This window comes from Colwellia sp. C2M11 (assembly GCF_018860915.1).
Taxonomy (GTDB): Bacteria; Pseudomonadota; Gammaproteobacteria; order Enterobacterales; family Alteromonadaceae; genus Colwellia.
This window is the reverse complement of record NZ_JAHKQD010000021.1, coordinates 40,500-61,562: the sequence shown is the minus strand read 5'-3', so window position 1 is coordinate 61,562 and position 21,063 is coordinate 40,500. Positions and strand designations below refer to the sequence as shown.

General features: G+C 37.1%; 16 protein-coding genes and 1 riboswitch. Of the genes, 14 read left to right on the top strand and 2 right to left on the bottom strand.

What is annotated here, in order from left to right:
- Positions 1-137: 137 nt before the first annotated feature.
- Entirely contained in the window at positions 138-1,133 is a 996-nt protein-coding gene (gene cysK / locus KO509_RS07130) for a cysteine synthase A (RefSeq protein ID WP_215972600.1), read from the bottom strand.
- Between the two features lie 185 nt (positions 1,134-1,318).
- On the opposite strand from cysK, the gene KO509_RS07125 reads away from it, so the two are divergent.
- The 3 genes from KO509_RS07125 to KO509_RS07115 are packed head-to-tail and all read left to right on the top strand — an operon-like array spanning position 1,319 to position 4,603.
- Complete coding sequence (locus KO509_RS07125; protein ID WP_215972599.1) at positions 1,319-2,164, top strand: MoxR family ATPase; 846 nt, start codon at positions 1,319-1,321, stop codon at positions 2,162-2,164.
- A gap of 18 nt (positions 2,165-2,182) precedes the next feature.
- Entirely contained in the window at positions 2,183-3,355 is a 1,173-nt protein-coding gene (locus KO509_RS07120) for a VWA domain-containing protein (protein ID WP_215972598.1), read from the top strand.
- Between the two features lie 33 nt (positions 3,356-3,388).
- On the top strand, positions 3,389-4,603 hold the full coding sequence (locus KO509_RS07115; RefSeq protein WP_252727434.1) for an RDD family protein: 1,215 nt from the start codon (positions 3,389-3,391) through the stop codon (positions 4,601-4,603).
- A 6-nt stretch (positions 4,604-4,609) separates the two neighbouring features.
- On the opposite strand, the gene KO509_RS07110 is transcribed toward KO509_RS07115, so the two are convergent.
- Complete coding sequence (locus KO509_RS07110; protein ID WP_215972597.1) at positions 4,610-6,925, bottom strand: carbohydrate binding family 9 domain-containing protein; 2,316 nt, start codon at positions 6,923-6,925, stop codon at positions 4,610-4,612.
- A gap of 325 nt (positions 6,926-7,250) precedes the next feature.
- Here KO509_RS07110 and KO509_RS07105 point away from each other — a divergent pair, with 325 nt between their 5' ends.
- From KO509_RS07105 to atzF, 11 genes are all read left to right on the top strand, one after another.
- On the top strand, positions 7,251-7,985 hold the full coding sequence (locus KO509_RS07105; RefSeq protein ID WP_215972596.1) for a DUF599 domain-containing protein: 735 nt from the start codon (positions 7,251-7,253) through the stop codon (positions 7,983-7,985).
- A complete protein-coding gene (locus KO509_RS07100; RefSeq protein WP_215972595.1) occupies positions 7,982-8,482 on the top strand; it encodes a DUF2919 family protein in 501 nt (166 codons plus the stop codon). Before KO509_RS07105 ends, KO509_RS07100 begins: the two co-directional genes overlap by 4 nt.
- Positions 8,483-8,510: 28 nt before the next feature.
- Positions 8,511-9,311 carry a DNA polymerase III subunit epsilon gene (gene dnaQ / locus KO509_RS07095; protein WP_215972594.1) on the top strand — a complete coding sequence of 267 codons (801 nt, stop codon included), beginning with the start codon at positions 8,511-8,513 and terminating at the stop codon, positions 9,309-9,311.
- Positions 9,290-10,621 carry a TIGR03503 family protein gene (locus KO509_RS07090; protein ID WP_215972593.1) on the top strand — a complete coding sequence of 444 codons (1,332 nt, stop codon included), beginning with the start codon at positions 9,290-9,292 and terminating at the stop codon, positions 10,619-10,621. The genes dnaQ and KO509_RS07090 overlap by 22 nt, the downstream gene beginning before the upstream one ends.
- Positions 10,622-11,061: 440 nt before the next feature.
- A riboswitch (guanidine-I (ykkC/yxkD leader) is annotated at positions 11,062-11,157 on the top strand.
- Between the two features lie 51 nt (positions 11,158-11,208).
- Complete coding sequence (locus tag KO509_RS07085) at positions 11,209-12,297, top strand: putative urea ABC transporter substrate-binding protein (RefSeq protein ID WP_215972592.1); 1,089 nt, start codon at positions 11,209-11,211, stop codon at positions 12,295-12,297.
- Positions 12,298-12,317: 20 nt separating this feature from the next.
- On the top strand, positions 12,318-13,130 hold the full coding sequence (locus KO509_RS07080) for an ABC transporter permease subunit (protein WP_252727433.1): 813 nt from the start codon (positions 12,318-12,320) through the stop codon (positions 13,128-13,130).
- Positions 13,130-13,963 carry an ABC transporter ATP-binding protein gene (locus KO509_RS07075; protein ID WP_215972590.1) on the top strand — a complete coding sequence of 278 codons (834 nt, stop codon included), beginning with the start codon at positions 13,130-13,132 and terminating at the stop codon, positions 13,961-13,963. Before KO509_RS07080 ends, KO509_RS07075 begins: the two co-directional genes overlap by 1 nt.
- Entirely contained in the window at positions 13,956-14,768 is an 813-nt protein-coding gene (locus KO509_RS07070) for an urea amidolyase associated protein UAAP1 (protein ID WP_215972589.1), read from the top strand. The genes KO509_RS07075 and KO509_RS07070 overlap by 8 nt, the downstream gene beginning before the upstream one ends.
- Before the next feature lie 2 nt (positions 14,769-14,770).
- On the top strand, positions 14,771-15,409 hold the full coding sequence (locus KO509_RS07065; protein ID WP_215972588.1) for an urea amidolyase associated protein UAAP2: 639 nt from the start codon (positions 14,771-14,773) through the stop codon (positions 15,407-15,409).
- 121 nt (positions 15,410-15,530) lie between these two features.
- Positions 15,531-19,142, top strand: coding sequence for an urea carboxylase (gene uca / locus KO509_RS07060; protein ID WP_215972587.1), 3,612 nt, complete (start codon positions 15,531-15,533; stop codon positions 19,140-19,142).
- Complete coding sequence (gene atzF, locus KO509_RS07055; RefSeq protein ID WP_252727432.1) at positions 19,142-20,971, top strand: allophanate hydrolase; 1,830 nt, start codon at positions 19,142-19,144, stop codon at positions 20,969-20,971. The genes uca and atzF overlap by 1 nt, the downstream gene beginning before the upstream one ends.
- Positions 20,972-21,063 lie beyond the last annotated feature (92 nt).

Genomic DNA, 21,063 nt, shown 5'->3' with positions numbered 1-21,063 from the left:
TTAACTAAGCCAACTAACGAGTATTAACATTAGCATAACGCAAACTTGATCCGTTGTTCAATAAAAAAGGCGCCGAAGCGCCTTTAAAGATAAAATGAGAAAAATTGTTATTTCATTTTATAGAATAAGCATAAAACTTACTGTACTAATTCTTTTTCTGAAAAAGTATCGCTAAATAAAGCACTAGATAAATAGCGCTCTGCAGAGCTAGGTAAAATAGCGACAATAACTTTACCTGAATTCTCTGGTTTTTCAGCAAGACGCTTGGCAGCCATTACCGCTGCGCCAGATGAAATACCGGCAAGAATACCTTCTTCTTTCATTAATCTATGTGCCATTGCCATCGATTCATCATTTGTTATTTGCTCAACACCATCAATTATATCTAAATCAAGGTTACCTGGAATAAAGCCTGCGCCAATACCTTGAATTTTATGAGGGCCAGGTGTTAGATCTTCACCAGCAATTTTCTGAGTAATAACCGGAGAATCGGTAGGCTCAACGGCGATACTTTGTATTGCTTTGCCTTCGGTTAGTTTAATATAACGGCTAGTACCAGTAATTGTTCCACCTGTACCTACACCTGCTACTAAAATGTCAATTGCACCTTTAGTATCACGCCAAATTTCAGGACCTGTCGTTTTTTCGTGAATTTTTGGGTTCGCAGGATTATCGAATTGACCTAATAAAACATATTTTTCAGGATTAGAGTCTTTAATTTCCTGGGCTTTAGCTATCGCGCCATTCATACCTTTAGCACCATCAGTTAATTCAACTTTTGCACCTAAAGCCGTTAGTAGTTTACGGCGCTCTAAACTCATTGTACTTGGCATAGTTAACGTAATACCGTAACCTCGAGCAGCAGCAACAAATGCAAGGGCTATACCTGTGTTACCACTTGTTGGTTCAACAATTTCTTTACCAGGAGCTAATAACCCTTTTTCTTCTGCATCCCAAACCATGCCAGCACCAATACGACATTTAACACTAAAACTAGGGTTTCTCGACTCTATTTTTGCATAAACAGTTGCTGTAGGGGTGCCATCGCTGTTTTTACTTGCGATTACACGGTTAAGTTTTACCAGTGGTGTATTACCAATGGAGGTTGAATTATCTTCAAATATATTAGACATAGCGGGATCCTCTGACTTCTTTCACATAAGTATATTTGCTAAGATTAGTCCTTTACAACAGAAAAAGAAGTGATATTTTGTTATAACTTATATGCTTTTATGGAATAGATATATACTTTTCTAGTATTATTCAAAAAGTGTAAAGTAAGCACACCACTATTATTATAAATTATTGGAAATTACATATGAACGCATTTCAGGGGACAACCAATTATATAGCATCAAAAGATCTTCAATTAGCTGTAAATGCTGCGATTGCTTTAGAAAAGCCACTGCTAATAAAAGGCGAGCCGGGTACCGGAAAAACGATGTTAGCAGAAGAGTTAGCAGCTAGTTTAAATGTAGAGCTTATTCCGTGGCACATAAAGTCGACAACTAAAGCACAACAAGGATTGTATGAGTATGATGCCGTATCTCGCTTAAGAGATAGCCAGTTAGGCAATGATAAAGTTGAAGATATTGGTAACTATATTATTAAAGGTAAATTGTGGCATGCTTTTACTGCAGACAAGCGTCCAGTATTACTGATTGATGAAATCGATAAAGCTGATATTGAATTTCCAAACGATTTATTATTAGAGCTTGATAAAATGGAGTTCTTTGTTTATGAAACTCAAGAAAAAATCGTGGCTAAGCAAAGACCTATTATTATTATTACGTCAAATAATGAAAAAGAGCTGCCAGATGCATTTTTACGTCGTTGTTTTTTTCATTACATCAATTTTCCTGAAAAATCTGAAATGCAAGCCATTGTTGATGTTCACTTTCCCAAGATAAAACAAAAGTTATTAGATGAAGCGCTTGCTTTATTTTTTGATTTACGTGAAATGCCAGGACTGAAGAAAAAACCGTCTACGTCTGAATTAATTGATTGGCTAAAATTATTATTGGCCGAAGATATTTCAGAAGAAGTTTTACATGAAACCAGACAAAAAAAAGTTATTCCGCCATTGCACGGTGCCTTATTAAAGAATGAACAAGATGTTCATTTATTTGAAAAACTTGCTTTTATGAACCAGCGCAACCGTTAATCGAAGGCTGAAATTCTTATGTTAATTGATTTCTTTTGTAAAGTACGCGACTACAAAGTGCCTTGTACATTACGTGAATTGTTAGATTTGCTTCGTGCGTTAGAACAAGGCGTTGTGTTTGCTAGTATTGATGATTTTTATAGTGTAAGTCGTACTATTCTTGTTAAAGATGAAGCGCATTTTGATAAATTTGACCGTGCTTTTGCTGATTATTTTAAAGGCGTGGCGTCATTAGAGTTAGATTTGTCTGAAATACCAGAAGAATGGCTTAGAAAGCAGTTTGAAAAACAATTAAGTGATGAAGAAAAAGCAAAAATAGCGGCTTTAGGTGGTTTAGATAAACTGATGGAAACGCTTGCTGAGCGGCTAAAAGAACAAGAAAAGCGTCATCAAGGTGGTAATAAATGGATAGGCACTGGTGGTACTTCTCCTTTTGGTGCTTATGGCTATAACCCTGAAGGTGTTCGTATTGGGCAAGATAGCTCGCGACATCGTAAGGCGACAAAAGTTTGGGATAAACGCCAATTTAAAAACCTTGATGCAAATGTTGAGATAGGCACACGAAATATTAAGGTCGCGTTACGTAAGTTACGTCAATTTGCTCGCACTGGTAGCAGTGAAGAACTTGCTCTTGATGATACTATTGCCGCGACAGCACGTAATGCTGGCTATTTAGATATTAAAATGAAACCTGAACGCCATAATGCCATTAAGGTTCTGATGTTTTTTGATATTGGTGGTTCAATGGATGATCACATTAAAGTGTGTGAGCAACTCTTTTCGGCAATACATGGCGAGTTTAAACATTTAGAGTTTTTCTATTTTCATAATTGCCTTTATGAAACGGTTTGGCGTGATAATAATCGTCGACAAAGTGAAAAAATAGATTTATTGCAAGTACTGCATACCTATAGTCGAGATTATAAAGTCATTTTTGTGGGAGATGCTACTATGGGGCCTTATGAAATTACATATCCTGGCGGTAGTGTTGAACATTGGAATGAAGAAGCCGGTAGTGTGTGGATGAAAAGGTTAACAGATCACTTCAATAAAGTGATTTGGCTAAACCCTCAACCAGAGCCACAATGGCCTTATTATGCATCGATACAAATAATGCAGCAACTTGTTGAACGTAAAATGTATCCGTTAACGCTGGCTGGCTTAGGGCAAGGTATCAAAGCATTAACTTAATTGTTTCAAAGTAATGGAATAAGGATCACCCTGTTGGAAAATAGCACTATACCTGTTGAACATATGTCTGTTGATAATGTTGCAGCGTTATCGGAAAAAGAAACTAAGCAATACTTAACGCCATTTGCTTTTAAGATGGATAACTCTTTATTTGGTTTACCTCTAGCGACACCAACAAAACGAGGGGTAGCTTTATTGATCGATTTACTTTTAGTGGCTTTATTAAGTGATATACCTGGCGTATTGTTAGCGCTTGCTATTGCAATCACACTTTACTATTTAGGCAATAAAAAAAGAGCACAAGATCAAAATAAAACAAAAGGGCGTAAACGTCGCGCTACTATGCGTTTTATTGCTGCCTCGATGGCGTTTATTATTTTGCTGAGTGTGTTACCCGCTTTATTTAAACTTGTTGGTATTGAAGAAGGTCAACATCAGGATAGTGTTGATAATAATTCGCTATCGTTAAGTCAGTCTTTATCGATTGGCGCAATTACATTGTCTACACTGCAAAAAATACATAATAGTCATTGCAAAAAAATTGAATGTTGGCAAGTTGAGTTAACAGCAGTAGCAGCTAATATTGCAAATGTAAGCGTTGAGAATGAGATAAATGTAGCGCCCACTGAACTCAGTGAAATATTTACCGATATTGTGCAAGAAATTGATTTACCGAAAAAAGATAAAGAACAATTAATTACCGCTATGCAGACGAGTTATGATAAAGAAATTTTTCAGCAACCAAGCGAGTTGATTAAAAATTCAGAAAATAAAATAATAAAAGACTCTTCAGTAATAGAGCAACCTAGCAAACCTATTAATAAAGCTCAGACAGACGTAGCCATTGTTTTAGCAGGAGATGAAAGTTTAATGAGTGGTGATACTCTTGAAGAGAAAGAAACGAATAGACAAGCTTATTCTCTCATTGCATGGCTCAAAGGAATAATAAATGATCTCGGGTTGGGTTTTGGTTGGGCTATGTTTTATTTCACCGTATCCATTGCTTTAGGAAAAGGTCAAACATTAGGTAAAAAACTATTAAAAATTAAAGTAATACAGTTAGATGGTACACCTTTGTCTTTATGGGATAGTTTTGGTCGATACGGTGGTTATGGAGCCGGTCTTGCTACGGGGTTATTAGGCTTTATTCAAATTTATTGGGATCCTAATAAACAAGCTATTCATGACAAAATTTCGGCAACAGTGGTAATTGACCTGAATAAAGCGCGTAAGCCAATATTAGATTAATTAAATTCATGGAGCCCAAGCATAACTGATTTTTGTAAAAAAAGTTCTATCAGTTCGGGTTAACTTAGTTAAATCTTGATCTTGATAGCTATTGTCGGAATAACCTAAGAAAAATACAGTTTGGGGGTTGAGCTTATAAGCATAAATTAGTTGAGTAGATAACGCTTTTATGTTCTCAGAGCCTGAGTATTCAATGTTATCATAAACTAAACTGAATTTAAGGTAACTCAGTACATCAAATTGATAAGATAAGCGTAGTTCAGAAATATTGGCGATATAAACATTAATATCATGATCATCTTCTTTGGCATCTAATTTACTGTAAGTTTGGTAAAAATCAAATTCTAAATGATCAGTAATAAAAACAGTTAAATTACCCGTGGCTTCTATTAAGTCACCTAAACGGTCGTTAGAATAATCAATTTTATCACCAACAATAATATTAAGTGATAAATAAGTACGATTATTTATATTGGCACTGGAATATAGTTGCAGCTGATCTTCGTTAAACATGGAAGTATTACCATCAATATTGGCTATACTCTTATCATAACGAAGTCCAACTCTTTCACCATGAATGAAATCGACTTCTAAGATCGATTGTAAAGGACCATCAATCGTAAAGCTTGCTGTTAACTCTCGCTCTATCAATTCATTATTTATATTATGAGCAATTTTCCACTCGCCTGCCAGACCAGCTTCTTGCCAGTAACTGTCTTGATCGGAATAAAAAGTCCTTTTTAACAATGCTGTATTTGTTTTTATATCTGTTTGGGGCATATAACCTAAATCAGCACGAAAGTCTGCGCCGATAGTTTGATGCTCTATGTCTAACAACCAATATTCAGAATGGTGATTAAAATTCATTTTAAAAGCTTGATCTTTTAAACGGGTATTATTTAGCTCAACGTATTTAGTGGGTTTATTTGAGAATATACTGTCAGAATATTCACTGTTAGAGCTTAATACTTGTGCTTTAATAGCATTTGATTCAGATAAACGATAACGTGCATCAATTCCTGCAACATAGTTATGATAGTTATCTGCAGAACGAAATGTTGCTATAGAGCCTACAGTTAAGTTTTCATTAAAATCATAACGATAACGTAAAGCACTAGCATTATTTTTCTTATCGAGAGTGACTAACCTAGAATTTAAATTGCCAGGCAGTAGTATATTCGTTTCAGTGTCGTTAGCGGTAAAGACACCATAACTGTGCTTATCTATACGCCCAGTGAGTTTAGCCCCAAAATCAGGATCAGCAATATTTCGCGTATATATTAAATCGAAATCACTACTAAAATAGTCGCTATTATCTAAGAAAAAAGCACGTTTTTCTTCATAATATAATGAAAAGTTAGTATTAACGCTAAGTTGTCCGCTATCACTTTCTACGGTAGAGAAATCAGGGTTTATCGTGGCATTTAATAAATTATTGCTATTAATTCCCCAGCGTAAATCAAGACCAGCTTCAATATCATCATTTGTAGTCCAACCATTCGCTGGGTCATCATTAGCTAAATAGACATCACGAAATTCATCTCTTGTTGCTGTAAGAGTTGGTGTGAACCTTAAATTTTTTCCGATGCGAGCATTTTTAAAGCCTTTTGCTTCTGGGTATTGACATAACCAACAAGGGTTATCTCTATTAAGCGGAACATGAGATATACGTAAACTTGTGTCTCTTGGGTAGGTTCTTACTAATTCAATCGCCCATTTTTTTTCTAGACCATCATTTTTAAAATTTAAAATATTATAGGGAATCGCTATTTCTACTTGATAACCTTGACTCGTTATTTTGCCAAAGGAATACCAAAGTCCATCCCAGGAAGTATTTCCTTCACCAGTAATTTCATTGAAGGTAGCATCATTTTGTACGCCATAAGGGTTGACAAAGAATTCGTAATTTAAGCGGCGATTATTGTGGGTATCAAGTTTAATACCGACTAAATCATGAAACCAAGCATTATCACGATCGGTTAAGAATGCCTGAATTTTTTCAGGATTAGGATCTATTGCGAGAAATGATATATAAAGAAATTCACCATTTTCTACCAGTTTAGCGGTCGTTTTTACTGGGCTAGGCAGATTATTCCATGGACTATTTACCAAGTTTAATTCTACAGTAAGGGCATGTAACCACAAATTATCATTGAGTTTGCCATCAATATTAATTTTACCTTCGTAATAGGGGATATCTAAAGGTTGAATTGTTGTTTCACTTTCTTTTTTTGTGTTAAATGCTTGTACTGCTGACATTGGTAATATCAGCAAGCAAGCAACAAAAAGCACAAATAAGTTATTATAACTTAGCTTTTGCATACATCATCCGTAAATTTATTATTATTATGAATTTAAAATATTATATTTATTTTAAATATATCCCTATCGCTATTAATTAATTTTCATATTCTATAGCAAGTTAAGTTTAACTGTATAAATTTTGAGGTAAATTGTTACAAATTTTATTCGTTAACACAATGTTTACTTTATTTTGAGTATTTACGATCGTTTTTTAATAGCGAAATTAATTGTTATATCTTTATTTTCTTCGAAAAAAGGTAATTATCATCGATATTGTGTTGCAGTATTTAGCTAAAAAGTTACTATTGCTAAAGTTAGTTCATTTTTATTTTATGAGTTTTAAATGCCCTTATCGATAATTGATGTTTTTGCCTTGTTTGTCTTTATCCTCTCTTGGTCTGGCTACAGTTGGTTTGCTCGTAAAAAAGCAAAAAGTACGGATTGTTTAGCGCGTAGCTTACATCAGCATAGAATTCACTGGATGCACGAAGCTATTACTAAAGAAATGAGAGTTGGTGAAGCTTCATTATTGTCAAATTTAGAGCGAAATATAACGTTTTTTGCTTCGAGCACTCTATTAATTTTAGCGGGTTTATTAACCCTTTTTGCAAAAATTGAAACCTTAGACATGGTTATTTCATCCATGCCTTATGCCGATCATACTAGCCATTTAATGATACAATTAAAGTTAAGTTTGCTTGCTTTTATTTTTGTTCTATCATTTTTCCAATTTACTTGGTCGATGCGTCAATATGGTTTTGTTAATGTGATGATGGGTGCTGCTCCTATTGATGTTTCAGGTCAAAATGAAAACCTAAAATCTTATGCAAAACAAATGGCCACAGTACAAGACCAAGCTGCTCACGCCTATAATTATGGGCTTCGTTCATATTATTTTGCACTTGCTGCAATGTGTTGGTTTTTTCATCCTGTTTTACTTATTTTGATGAGTATATGGGTTGTTTATACTTTATATACACGTGAATTTAATTCAAAAGCGGTAAAAGCAATTACCGCGGCACAAAGACTATTAAAAGTTGAACGTGATAACAAAATGCAAAATAAGGGTAAGGGGTGAATAAAAGTTTTTCTAAAAAATATCAGCATTATTCGGTAGGTGATTTTGACAGCTATGATTGCTTAAAATTATCAAAAAAATTTTATTTAGTGCTAATATTTTTGTTACGAGGTTATCTCGTTTGGTTGATGTCAGTGACTAATATGCGTGATAGAGTGAGTATCATCTCTTGGATATACCCTGAAAAGTCACTATTTTATTTTAGTTTGTTTTCAGGTGCTATCGGTTTATTTGTTTTATTGATCATTAGTTTACGCAGGCCAGAAGCCGGTTCTTGGGTGCAAACAAGCTGGCGACATTGCAGAAAAATTTTAAGCGTTGCGTTATTGTTTGATTTACTTACCCATGTTATTGCTTATTTTTATTGGCAATTATTTTCTTTAGAGTGGCTTATACTTCAAACGGTAATAACGTTAGCGTTAATATTACTTTGTTATACTAGTGACAGATTTAATATTAATCTATCAGAATTTCCACAAAAAATACCTGAAAAATAACTTCATCAAAAAATTAGAGATATGTATAGTGAATTTAAGCAATAACCCTACTAATAAAGATACAAGAGCCGACGCTAAGACAGAAGAGCGGTTGATTATTCTTGATACGGAAACGACGGGTATCAACCCAAGAGAAGGGCATAGAATTGTTGAAATTGGCTGTGTAGAAATGATCAATCGACAGTTAACTGGCCGAACATTTCATGCCTATATAAAACCGATGGATTCGCGCGGAGAAGTCTTCGTGATGGAGCAAGAGGTAATTAATGTCCATGGTTTAACAAATGAATTTTTAAATGATAAACCTATTTTTTCTCAAGTTGTGGATGAGTTCATAGATTTTATTCGCGGTGCAAACTTGGTTATTCATAATGCTAAGTTTGATGTTGGCTTTATGGATCATGAATTTTCTTTATTGAATTTTGCCGAACGTTCTCGTAATAAAGTACCTATGACAGAAGATATTTGTACTATTACCGATACTTTGAAAACGTCGAAAGACGAGTTTGGATCACCTAAAACCTTAGATTATTTAGCCCGTTTTTATAAAGTTGATAAGCTTATTGATCGTACTTATCACGGGGCTTTAATTGATGCTCAATTGCTTGCTTTTGTGTATATTGAAATGACGCGAAAGCAATCAGCATTTAACCTTTCTGTTGGTGATAATAGTGGTGGTGATGCCAAAGAAATTAGACGACTTAGTAAAGATAGAAAAAAATTAAAGGTTATTGCTGCTACGGTCGATGAAAAAGAAGCACATAAAGAAAGGTTAGCCGTTGTTAAGCAAAAAGGGGGAGAGCCACTTTGGAAATTACCAAGCTATTAGTATTTTGTTTGCTGTTACTAACGAATGTTAATTATGCCGTTGCGCAAAATGCAGAAAAAACAGACGTAAAGGCTATAGAAAAAGATAGTTATCTAACTGATAGTGAAGAAAAAAATCTAACAAAACGAGAAATAGATTTCTATCAAAGCGATAATATCACTAATGAAATACCTTACTTCGATAATCGCTTTCATATTGATGCTGAGCTTGATGAAATAACTCTCATATTTTTTAGAGTGAAGGGTAGTAGGTCTATAATTCTAGTACAACCGGACGGTAAAAAGATACGGTCTAGTGTTCATGATCCTGATACGGTGAAATGGTACGACGATAAGACTTTTGACATGGTAAAAATTACTAAACCTATGCCTGGTCCTTGGCAAGCAATTGGTAATATTTTACCTGAGAGTAAGATATTAATTGTGTCAGAAGTTAAAATTGAAATAGAACCTTTTCCCAATGTTTTATTGTCAGGGGAAACGATAAAAGTTGTTGGTAAGCTTTACAATGGCAATCGAAATATTGAGGTTTCAGAGTTTAAAGAGGTTGTTGAGTTAGATGTAAACTTTTTTAGTACCAATAATTCAGATTATGCAAACTTTGGTGCCGATGCGCTTAAAGTTAGCTCGTTTAGCGATGATGGTCGTGGTCTAGATGAGTATGCGGGAGATAATATTTATACGGGGGAATTCATGTTGAATTTTGCTCCTGGTGAATGGCAACCTGTTTTCGTTATAAAGCTGCCATTAATGACAAGAGAGCTTCGTTATGAGCCTGTTATTTTACATGAAGCACCAGTTGAATTATCGGTAGTGCCTGCAGAAGATGATACCATGGCACATAAGTTAGTTTTGACTATTGACCCTACTTATGTCGATCCAAGTAGTTTAATTTTTCAAGGAAAGATAACATCACCTGATAGACATACAAGACCCTTTTCTATTACGGATAATGAAAATATAGAAAGCCCGACCGTTCGAACTAAAGATTTCCCTTACACTGAACCTGGTATTCATCGTGTGACTGTGAGTGCTTTTGGCCGCACAATAACAGGACGTGAGTTTCGTCTAGCTGTACCTGATTTTTCTTTTAATATTAAAGAATTTCCTAAGGAAATTACGCAAATACCAGAGGAGAATACAGTGGATGAACAGCAAATTGAACTTGCCGATAAATTAGCGCAGCAACAAAAACTAGATGAAGAAAATAGTATGAAAACCATTGTTACCGTTATAGTTGCTAATCTTGTTATTATTTTGTTCGCTATTGCCTTATTTTTCTTTGTACGTAAAAGAAAAGTTAACAGTTAAATTGGTTCGTTTTCTAAACAAAGTAATCTCGCTGATAAATCAATTTACCTTTTATCTCTTAGTAGAAAAACAACTGTTATAAATCAATGAAGGGCTGCTGTTAAGCCTTCTCAAATACTTTCAAGCATCAATATATTCATTTGATACTGATTCATCCTAAAAATTAATCATGTACAAAGCTTTCTTTTTATAAAAGGGACGTGCTTTTTTTAGGAAATAAAGCGCTTTCTTAAATAAACCTACAAATAGAATTTAAGCACTATTTTGGATCAAGCTTAACTGATATTTACCCTTTATGGTGCATTATTACTAAAGTTGAGAATGTTTTTTCTTGCTATATCACTGTAATTGTTGAATATTTTTAATTGGCATTATATTTGCTATTTTCTAGTTACTCGTATGAGGGATATTGGTAAGTCACTTATCAATATCACAATTTGGTAATAGACATCTAGGGTTCCGGCTTTTTAGCGACTGGACCGAGAGTTGTCGACCTTTATTTGAAGGTTACACGGAGGGATAAAAGCCCGGGAGAAGATTAGAGCAATGTCTCTCATACTTTCTATGTGTAACTAAAGGATAAAGATATGAATATTATTAAACATTTACGTAGCTCAGTTTCTAAATTCCTCACACTTAGCGCTCTTTGCAGCGTTGTTTTGTTTAACTCAGTAGCCAGTGCAGCAGATGAAAAACCTACTTTCCGTTTAGCTTGGACTATTTATGTCGGCTGGATGCCTTGGGATTATGGTAATGCGTCAGGCATTGTAAAAAAATGGGCTGACAAATATGACATCAACATTGAAGTTGTTCAGGTTAATGATTATGTCGAATCTATTAACCAATATACGGCTGGTGGTTTTGATGCAACCGTAATGACTAATATGGATGCATTAACTATTCCTGCAGCCAGTGGTGTTGATTCTACAGCGGTAATTATTGGTGATTTCTCTAACGGTAATGATGGTGTTGTGCTTAAAGGTAAAAAAACACTAGCTGATATTAAAGGACAAAATATTAACTTAGTTGAACTAAGTGTTTCTCATTATTTATTAGCTCGTGCACTAGAAACTATCTCGCTAACTGAACGTGATGTACGTGTTGTAAATACCTCGGATGCTGACCTTGTTGCCGCATTTACTACTGATGATGTAACGGCAGTCACTACCTGGAACCCATTATTAAGTGAAATAACCGCAATGCCAAATACCAGTAAAGTATTTGACTCTTCAATGATCCCTGGTGAAATCATCGACTTGTTAGTTGTTAATACACAAACACTTAATGATAACCCTAAATTAGGTAAAGCCTTAACAGGTGCTTGGTATGAAATTATGGCCACTATGCAAGGTAGCGATCAAAAAGCTATTGATGCACGTACCATGATGGCAGAAGCTTCAGGCACTGATTTAGCAGGATACGATGCACAATTAGCTTCAACAAAAATGTTCTTCAATGCTAAAGATGCCGTAATGTTTAACAACAGCGCTGACCTTAAAAATACCATGGGTAAAGTAGCAGAATTTTCATTTAAACATGGCTTATTAGGTGAGGGTGCAAGTGATGCTACATTCATTGGTATTGAAACATCAAGTGGCGTTTATGGTAACAAACAAAATATCAAACTTCGTTTTACTCCTTCATTTATGCAAATGGCTATCGACAATAAACTATAAGGCTGATTGTTATGCGTTTAATGAATAGTAAACCCAGTCGTTCAGTACGACTGATTTTAAACTTATTACCTTTTGTTCTCTTGTTAATTATTTATACGGTTGCATCTGATGCACGCTTATTAGAAAACCCAAGTGACAAATTATTACCTTCATGGTCAAGTTTTGCTGATGCGGTACAGCGTATGGCATTTGAACCAAGTAAACGTACTGGCGAATATTTGTTATGGGCTGATACCGGGGCAAGTTTAGAACGCTTATTTTTTGGGGTTGGTATTAGTGCACTTATTGGTTTAGTTCTTGGGGTTATTAATGGCATGTTGCCGCTGTTCAGAGCAACACTTTCTCCTTTGGTTACCGCTATTTCGTTAATTCCACCAATGGCGATATTACCGATATTGTTTATCGTCTTTGGTTTGGGTGAATTATCTAAAGTAATGCTAATTATCATTGGTATTTGTCCTATTTTAATTCGTGATTTACAACTACGTACACAGTCATTACCTGCAGAGCAGTTACTTAAGGCACAAACCTTAGGTGCTAATACATGGCAAATAATGATTAGAGTAGTGTTACCACAAGTATTACCACCATTATTGAGCGCAGTCCGTTTAACCTTAGGTAGTGCATGGTTGTTCTTGATTGCGGGTGAAGCCATTGCCGCAACAGAAGGTTTAGGGTATCGGATCTTTTTAATTCGTCGTTATTTAGCCATGGACGTAATCTTACCTTACGTACTTTGGATTGCGGTATTAGCTTTTTTAATGGATACCATTTTACGACTTATTTCAAAGCGCGCTTTTCCTTGGTACCACGGTAAAGGAGGAGAAGAATAATGACAGATCCATTCATTAAAAATACGGTTGAGCCTATTATTGAAATTAAACAAGTTTGGAAAGAATACGGTGATCATATCGTGCTTGAAAAACTTAACTTAAACGTACAAGCGGGCGAATTTATTAGCATTGTTGGTGCCTCAGGTTGTGGTAAAACAACGTTATTAAATATGTTATTAGGTACTGAAGCTCACAGTAGAGGGGACGTTTTACTTGATGGCGAACCTATGCCTAAAGAGCCTAACGCAACTCGCGGTATTGTTTTTCAAAAGTATTCAGCTTTTCCGCACCTTAATGCTTTAGAAAATGTCATGTTAGGTGCCGAATTTGCCAAAGCTCCATTTTTCGGAAAAGTGCTTGGTAAACAACGTAAAGAAATTAAAGAAAAAGCGTTAGAGATGTTAACTGCCGTTGGCTTAGGTCATGCGGCTGCTAAATACCCAAGTGAGTTATCTGGTGGTATGCAACAGCGTTTAGCTATTGCTCAAGCTCTGATTAAAGAGCCTCGTATTTTATTACTGGATGAGCCTTTTGGTGCACTGGATCCAGGCATTCGTAAAGACATGCATAAACTGGTACGAGAGTTATGGCAAAAGCGTGGTTTAACCATTTTTATGATTACTCACGATTTGTCGGAAGGTTTTAGCCTTGGATCGCGTGTTTGGGTATTAGATAAGCCGCGAATCGATCCACAACAGCCAGAGCGTTACGGCGCACAAGTTGTTTACGATATTGCGCTTAATTCAGCGCAGGCTATTCCATCAACAATACAGACGTTAATAGAAAAAGAAGCAACAGCTAAAGATGCTGTTCGGGAGAACACTCATGAGTAAAGATATTTCGTTACAAAAACCACTACAAGGCGTGATTTATCAAGACACTATTCCAGGTGCAAGCCATTGGTCTATGGTTATTCCTGCAGGCAAAGTATTAGCTGTTACCGATATAGAAGGCGGTGCTAATGTTTCTATGTTGTTTTATAACCCACATAACTTATTAGAGCGTTACAACGCCCCTGATACATTAAAGTGCCAACATACGTTTAAGCTAACTCATGGCCATTGCTTGTATTCAGATATGGGTCGTATTTTCTGTTCAATTGTGCGTGATGACACCAACTGGATTGACAGTGTTGGTGGTGTTGCTAATAAACAAAAAGTGGCAGAAAAATGGGGTGAAAGAAATTACCAAAGCGACCGTAATGCTTGGTTGCAAAACGGGCACGACAGTTTATTAGTTGAAGTGGCTAAATATGGTTTAGGCAAACGTGACTTAGCGGCTAACATCAATATTTTCAGCCAAGTTAAAACCAATGACGATGGCGATTTAAGCTTTGTTCCAAATCACAGTAAAGCCGGCGATACCGTAGAATTACGTTTTGAAATGGAAACGCTAGTGGTATTCACTACATGCCCTCATCCAATGAACCCCGCAAGCGAATATCCTAATCGTCCTGTGAGCATTGCTTTAAGCGAAGCTCCTGCAATGACAGATGATGATAAATGTTTAAATTCTAGCGATGAAAATGGTCGCGGTTTTGAAAACAACCGTCGTTATAACTTTCAACAAAATCTAATGCATAGTTGCCAACACCCGCATCACTCACATGCTAATCACACTGAAATACAAGGAGCATAATCATGATCACTTCAAGTCAACTTAAAGCAGAGCAAGCGACTCGCAGCGATACTGTCCTTGCCGGTGACTATTACATGCAAGTACTTAAAGCAGGGCAAACGCTACGTATTTTAGATTTAGAAGGTAACCAAGCGGCGGATACATTATTTTACAGCGCGAATGACCCAAGTGAGCGTTACAGCGCCATGGATACTATCCGTGAGCAAGGTAATGTGTACTTAACGACAGGAAGCAAATTGCTTTCTAACGGCGGTAACGTGATGTTAGAAATTACTGCCGATACTTGTGGTCGTCACGACACATTAGGTGGTGCGTGTGCAACCGAAAGTAATACAGTGCGTTACGCGATAGAAAAAAAATGTATGCATGCTTGTCGCGATAGCTGGTTATTAGCCGTAGCCGAAAACCCACAATACGGATTAAGTAAACGCGATATTACCCACAACATTAACTTCTTCATGAATGTACCTGTAAGTAGTGACGGTGGTTTAAGTTTTGCTGACGGTATCAGCGGAGCGGGTAAATATGTAGAAATGACAGCTGCAATGGACGTAATTGTTTTATTGTCGAACTGTCCTCAATTGAATAACCCTTGTAATGCTTATAATCCAACCGCAGTTGAAATGCTGATTTGGGATTAATTAAAAGATAACGTGCTGTAAATAAACTATTTAGCAGCCATTACGAGCCAGCAAGGACGACCTTGTTACCAAACGCTCAGTACTATTTTCGGGACGACCCAACCTTTAAAAGGTCATCATTATGTTCACTAAAGTATTAATTGCCAACCGTGGCGCAATCGCTTGTCGTATTATCCGTACCCTATCAGAAATGGGGGTTCAAAGTGTTTCTATTTATAGCCTAGCCGATGCAGATAGCCTGCATGTTTCTCAAGCTGACGAAGCTTATTCATTAGGCGAAGGTGGCGCTAAACAAACGTATCTTGATATCGAAAAAGTTATCGCTATCGCCAAAGAATGTGGCGCGCAGGCTATTCACCCAGGTTACGGTTTTTTAAGTGAAAATGTTGAGTTTGTTCGAGCATGTGAAGAAAATGATTTAGTATTTTTAGGGCCAACACCAGAACAAATGCTTGAGTTTGGTCTTAAACATAGAGCACGTGAAATTGCTGAAGAAGCTAACGTGCCGTTATTACCAGGTAGTGATCTACTTGAAGATTTAAATGATGCATTAACGTGTGCTGAAAAAATTGGTTACCCAGTAATGCTTAAAAGTACTGCTGGTGGCGGTGGTATTGGCATGCAGCGCTGTAATAGCGCAGAAGAATTAAGCCAAGCTTATGATTCAGTAAAAAGATTAAGTGAAAACAACTTTAGTAACAGCGCATTATTTTTAGAAAAATTTATTGTGCAAGCGCGCCATATTGAAGTGCAAATTTTTGGTGATGGTGAAGGTTATGCTATCGCTCTGGGTGAACGAGATTGCTCAGCACAACGTCGTAACCAAAAAGTAATTGAAGAGTGTCCAGCACCTAATTTAGCCGACGATGTTCGTCAACAATTACATAGTACAGCAACCCGTTTAGCCGCTTCGGTTAATTATCGTAACGCAGGTACGGTAGAGTTTGTTTTTGACCAACAAGATCAAAAATTCTACTTCTTAGAAGTAAATACACGCTTACAAGTTGAACACGGTGTAACCGAGTTAGTATATAACGTTGACCTTGTTAACTGGATGGTATGCTTAGCGGCAAAAGAGTTAGCGCCATTAGCTGAACTTGAAAAAACATTAGTGGCTAAAGGTCATGCTATTCAAGTGCGTATGTATGCAGAAGACGCGAATAAATCATTCCAACCAAGCGCCGGTTTAATTAGTCATGTTAAATGGGCAACAGAAGTTGACCAAGGCACATTACGTATTGATCACTGGTTAGAAAGTGGCACTGAAGTGTCACCATTTTTTGACCCTATGTTAGCTAAAGTTATTTGTCATAGTAAAACACGTGAACAAGCGCTTACCGGCTTAAAACAAGCACTTATTCGTAGTGAAATTTACGGTATAGAAACCAATAAAGATTATTTACACCAGTTATTAAGCAGTAAAGTAGTAGAAGATGCCGAGCTATTAACACAAACATTAAATAGCTTTGTTTACTCACCTTGTTCAATTGACGTGTTAGCTGGTGGTACACAAACCACTATTCAAGATTACCCTGGTCGTAAAGGTTACTGGAATATCGGTGTACCACCCTCAGGTCCAATGGACAGTGTTAGTTTTCGTTTAGCGAATACCTTATTAGGTAATACCGATGATGCTGCAGGTTTAGAGATTACTGTTAGTGGCCCAACATTACGCTTTAACAGTGCAACACGTATTGTTTTAGCCGGTGCCACAATAGACGCGGAATTAGATAACGTTAGTGTGACTAATGGTGTTGTTATTAACGTGGAAGCAGGACAAACTTTAACACTGGGTAATATTAAAGGGGCTGGTTCACGTGCTTATCTAGCCGTACAAGAAGGTATTCAATGTCCAGATTATTTAGGCAGTAAATCAACCTTTACGCTAGGTCAATTTGGTGGTCATGCCGGTCGTGCTTTACGTACGGGTGATGTATTAAGCATTGCAGACTTTTCTGAATGCACATTTGAAGGTACTGAAACACAAGGCTCAACATTATTACCTGATATTACCGATGAATGGACTATTCGTGTTATTTACGGACCACATGGTGCGCCAGACTTCTTCTGTCCTGAAGATATTGATGCCTTCTTTGATGCAACGTGGAAAGTACACTTTAACTCAAGCCGTACTGGTGTGCGTTTAATGGGGCCAAAACCTAAATGGGCACGTAATGATGGTGGAGAAGCAGGATTACACCCTTCAAACATTCACGATAATGCTTATGCGGTTGGTACCATTGATTTCACTGGGGATATGCCAGTTATCCTAGGTCCTGACGGCCCAAGTTTAGGTGGTTTTGTTTGTCCCGTTACTATTATCAAAGCAGATTTATGGAAAGTAGGTCAGTTAAAAGCGGGTGCTAGCATTCGTTTTCAACCTGTCTCTATTCTTGATGCGCAACAGTTAGAAACACAGCAAATTGAACAATTACAATCAGCTCAGTTTGTTGAACAAAAAGCACCAACAGAACTACCTGAAAGTGCTATTATCAAAACAATTGATAAATCAGAGTTAAACGAGCAAGTAGTTTACCGCGCCAGTGGTGAAGACTACTTATTAGTTGAATACGGTGAGCAAGTATTAGACGTTGCCTTACGTTTCCGTGTTCATGCCTTGATGTTAAAACTACAAGAAATGAATATTGCTGGTATTGAAGAATTAACGCCAGGTATTCGTTCCCTACAAATACATTACGATAATTTATTGCTACCACAAGCCACGTTGCTTGACTTATTAGCAGAAGCGGAACAGGCATTAGGGGATGTAAGCCAATTAACTGTGCCATCACGTATTGTGCATATTCCTTTATCTTGGGATGATTATGCAACACGTTTAGCGATTAAAAAATACGATGAATTAGTGCGTAAAGACGCCCCTTGGTGTCCTGATAATATTGAATTTATTCGTCGCATTAATGGCTTAGATTCGGTTGAAGAAGTAAAAGAAATTGTTTTCAACGCAAGTTACTTAGTGATGGGCTTAGGTGATGTCTATTTAGGAGCGCCAGTGGCAACACCGCTAGATCCTCGTCATCGTTTAGTTACCACAAAATATAACCCTGCACGTACATGGACTCCTGAAAATGCTGTTGGCATTGGTGGCGCTTATTTATGTGTTTATGGTATGGAAGGCCCAGGTGGTTATCAGTTTGTTGGTCGTACTTTACAAATGTGGAACCGCTACCGTAAAACAGCAGAATTTCAAAAACCGTGGTTATTACGTTTCTTCGACCAAATTAAATTTTACTCCGTAAGTAGTGAAGAATTGACACAAATTCGTCATGATTTTCCACGTGGTGATTACCCATTAAAAATTGAAGAAACAACTTTTAGCTTAGCGCAATACCAAGAAAGCTTGAGTGAGAACCAAGAGTCAATTGTTGCCTTTAAAGACAAGCAGCAAAAAGCGTTTGAAGCAGAGCGTCAACAATGGCAAGAATCAGGACAAGCTAATTTTGTTGCCGACGAAATGACTCAAGTAGAAACTGATGTTGTGAGTTTAACTGCCGAACAACGCGGTGTTGATAGTCATGTCGCGGGTAATATTTGGAAGATTCTAGTGAAGCCAGGTGAAAAAGTGACAGCTGGACAACCGTTATTAATTTTAGAAGCTATGAAAATGGAAATTGAAGTAGTAGCACCTGCCGCAGGTACTGTTGCAAGCTTAGTTCAAAAAGAAGGTGCGCAAGTACACGCTGGACAACGTTTATTGATTTTGGAGAAAAACTAATGATTGATACTAACAACATGATCACACAAAATATGACCATTAGCGCTTTACAAGATGCTTACCGTAGTGGTGAATTAAACGTTGAAAGTTTTTTAACCGCTAAATTAAAGCAAGCTAAAGACGATCAAAATAATGTTTGGTTAGCGACGGTTTCAGATGAGCAGTTAACTGAAATGTTAGCGGCACTGAGCGAGAAGTCGCTCGACGAGTTACCTTTATACGGCGTACCTTTTGCGATTAAAGATAATATTGATTTAAACATTTTGCCGACTACTGCCGGCTGTGAAGCGTATCGTTATCAGCCTGAGCAATCAGCGCAAGTTGTGCAATTGTTAATGGCAGCGGGTGCTATTCCATTAGGTAAAACTAATTTAGACCAATTTGCTACAGGGCTTGTGGGGGTTCGAAGCCCATGGGGTGCAGTAAAAAATAGTTTTAATTCTGAATATATTTCAGGCGGTTCAAGCTCGGGTAGTGCTGTTGCCGTTGCTAACGGTAACGTAAGTTTTTCATTAGGTACCGATACTGCAGGCTCAGGCCGTGTACCTGCAGCGCTTAATAACATTGTGGGGTTAAAGGCGACAAAAGGTTTGTTGAGTTGTACTGGTGTGGTGCCTGCTTGTAAAAGTTTAGATTGCGTTACCTTTTTTGCTAATACGGTTGATGAGTTAAATGAACTATTAACGATTGCGGCAAAACAAGATATGAGCGACTGCTACTCTAGACTCAACCTGGGCGCTGATGCGGTTTATCAACCAGCGTCAGGTCTTGCGTCATTAAAAATTGGTGTGCCAGAACAAGAGCAGCTTGCCTTTTTTGGTGACGAAAGTGCACAAGCCTTATTTGCGAATAGCGTTGAGCAGCTAAAACAAGCTGGCGCAGAAGTAGTTACTATTAACTTTCAACCGTTTTTAGATGCCGCGAAACTGCTGTATGAAGGTCCTTGGGTTGCAGAGCGTTACGCTGCTATTGAAGAATTTTTTGTTAACGACCCTAAACAATGTTTACCTGTTATTGAAACCATCATTGGTGGTGCAACTAAACATTCTGCGGTAAGTGCTTTTAAAGCAATGTATAAATTACAGGCTTTCAAAGTGGAATGTGATGCCATCCTTGCTGAATTAGATTGTATTGTCACGCCAACTGCTGGCACTATTTATACTATAGCGGAACTTGAAGCCGATCCTATTCAGCTAAATTCTAATTTAGGCTATTACACCAACTTTATGAATTTATTGGATTATGCCGCAATTGCTGTGCCTGCCGGCTTTTTAGCATCAGGATTACCGTTTGGTATTACCTTATTTGGCCCTGCGTTTAGCGACCGTTTACTATTGAGCGCTGGCGCTAAAGTACAACAACTGAATAACTTTACCTTAGGAGCGACGCAGCAAGCTCTAAGTAAAGTAAGTAGTACAGTTTTAAGTGATGCAAATGTAGAGCAAGTTGATATTGCTGTTTGTGGCGCACATTTAACTGGTTTTCCACTGAATCACCAATTAACAGAGCGTGGTGGCTACTTAGTGAAAAGTTGTAAAACCTCTGCGGATTATCGTTTTTACGCATTAGCAGGTGGTCCTCCTTTTCGCCCAGGTTTAATTCGAGTAGCAGAAGACGGAACCGCCATTGACGTTGAAGTGTGGCGTATACCGGTAAGTACTGTTGGGAGTTTTTTACAGGGAATAGGGCAACCATTAGGATTAGGTAAAGTTGAACTAGACGATGGTAGTTGGATAACTAGCTTTATTTGTGAAGGGTACGCAATCGAATCTGCTACTGATATTACGCATTTAGGCGGCTGGCGCGCTTATGCTAATCAAAATATGTAATTGCTCGAAATTATATATCAATAATACCAGTTTCATTCATTAGGTTACAATTTTATACATAGAAAAAATTGTCAAATACAAGGCATTTATTT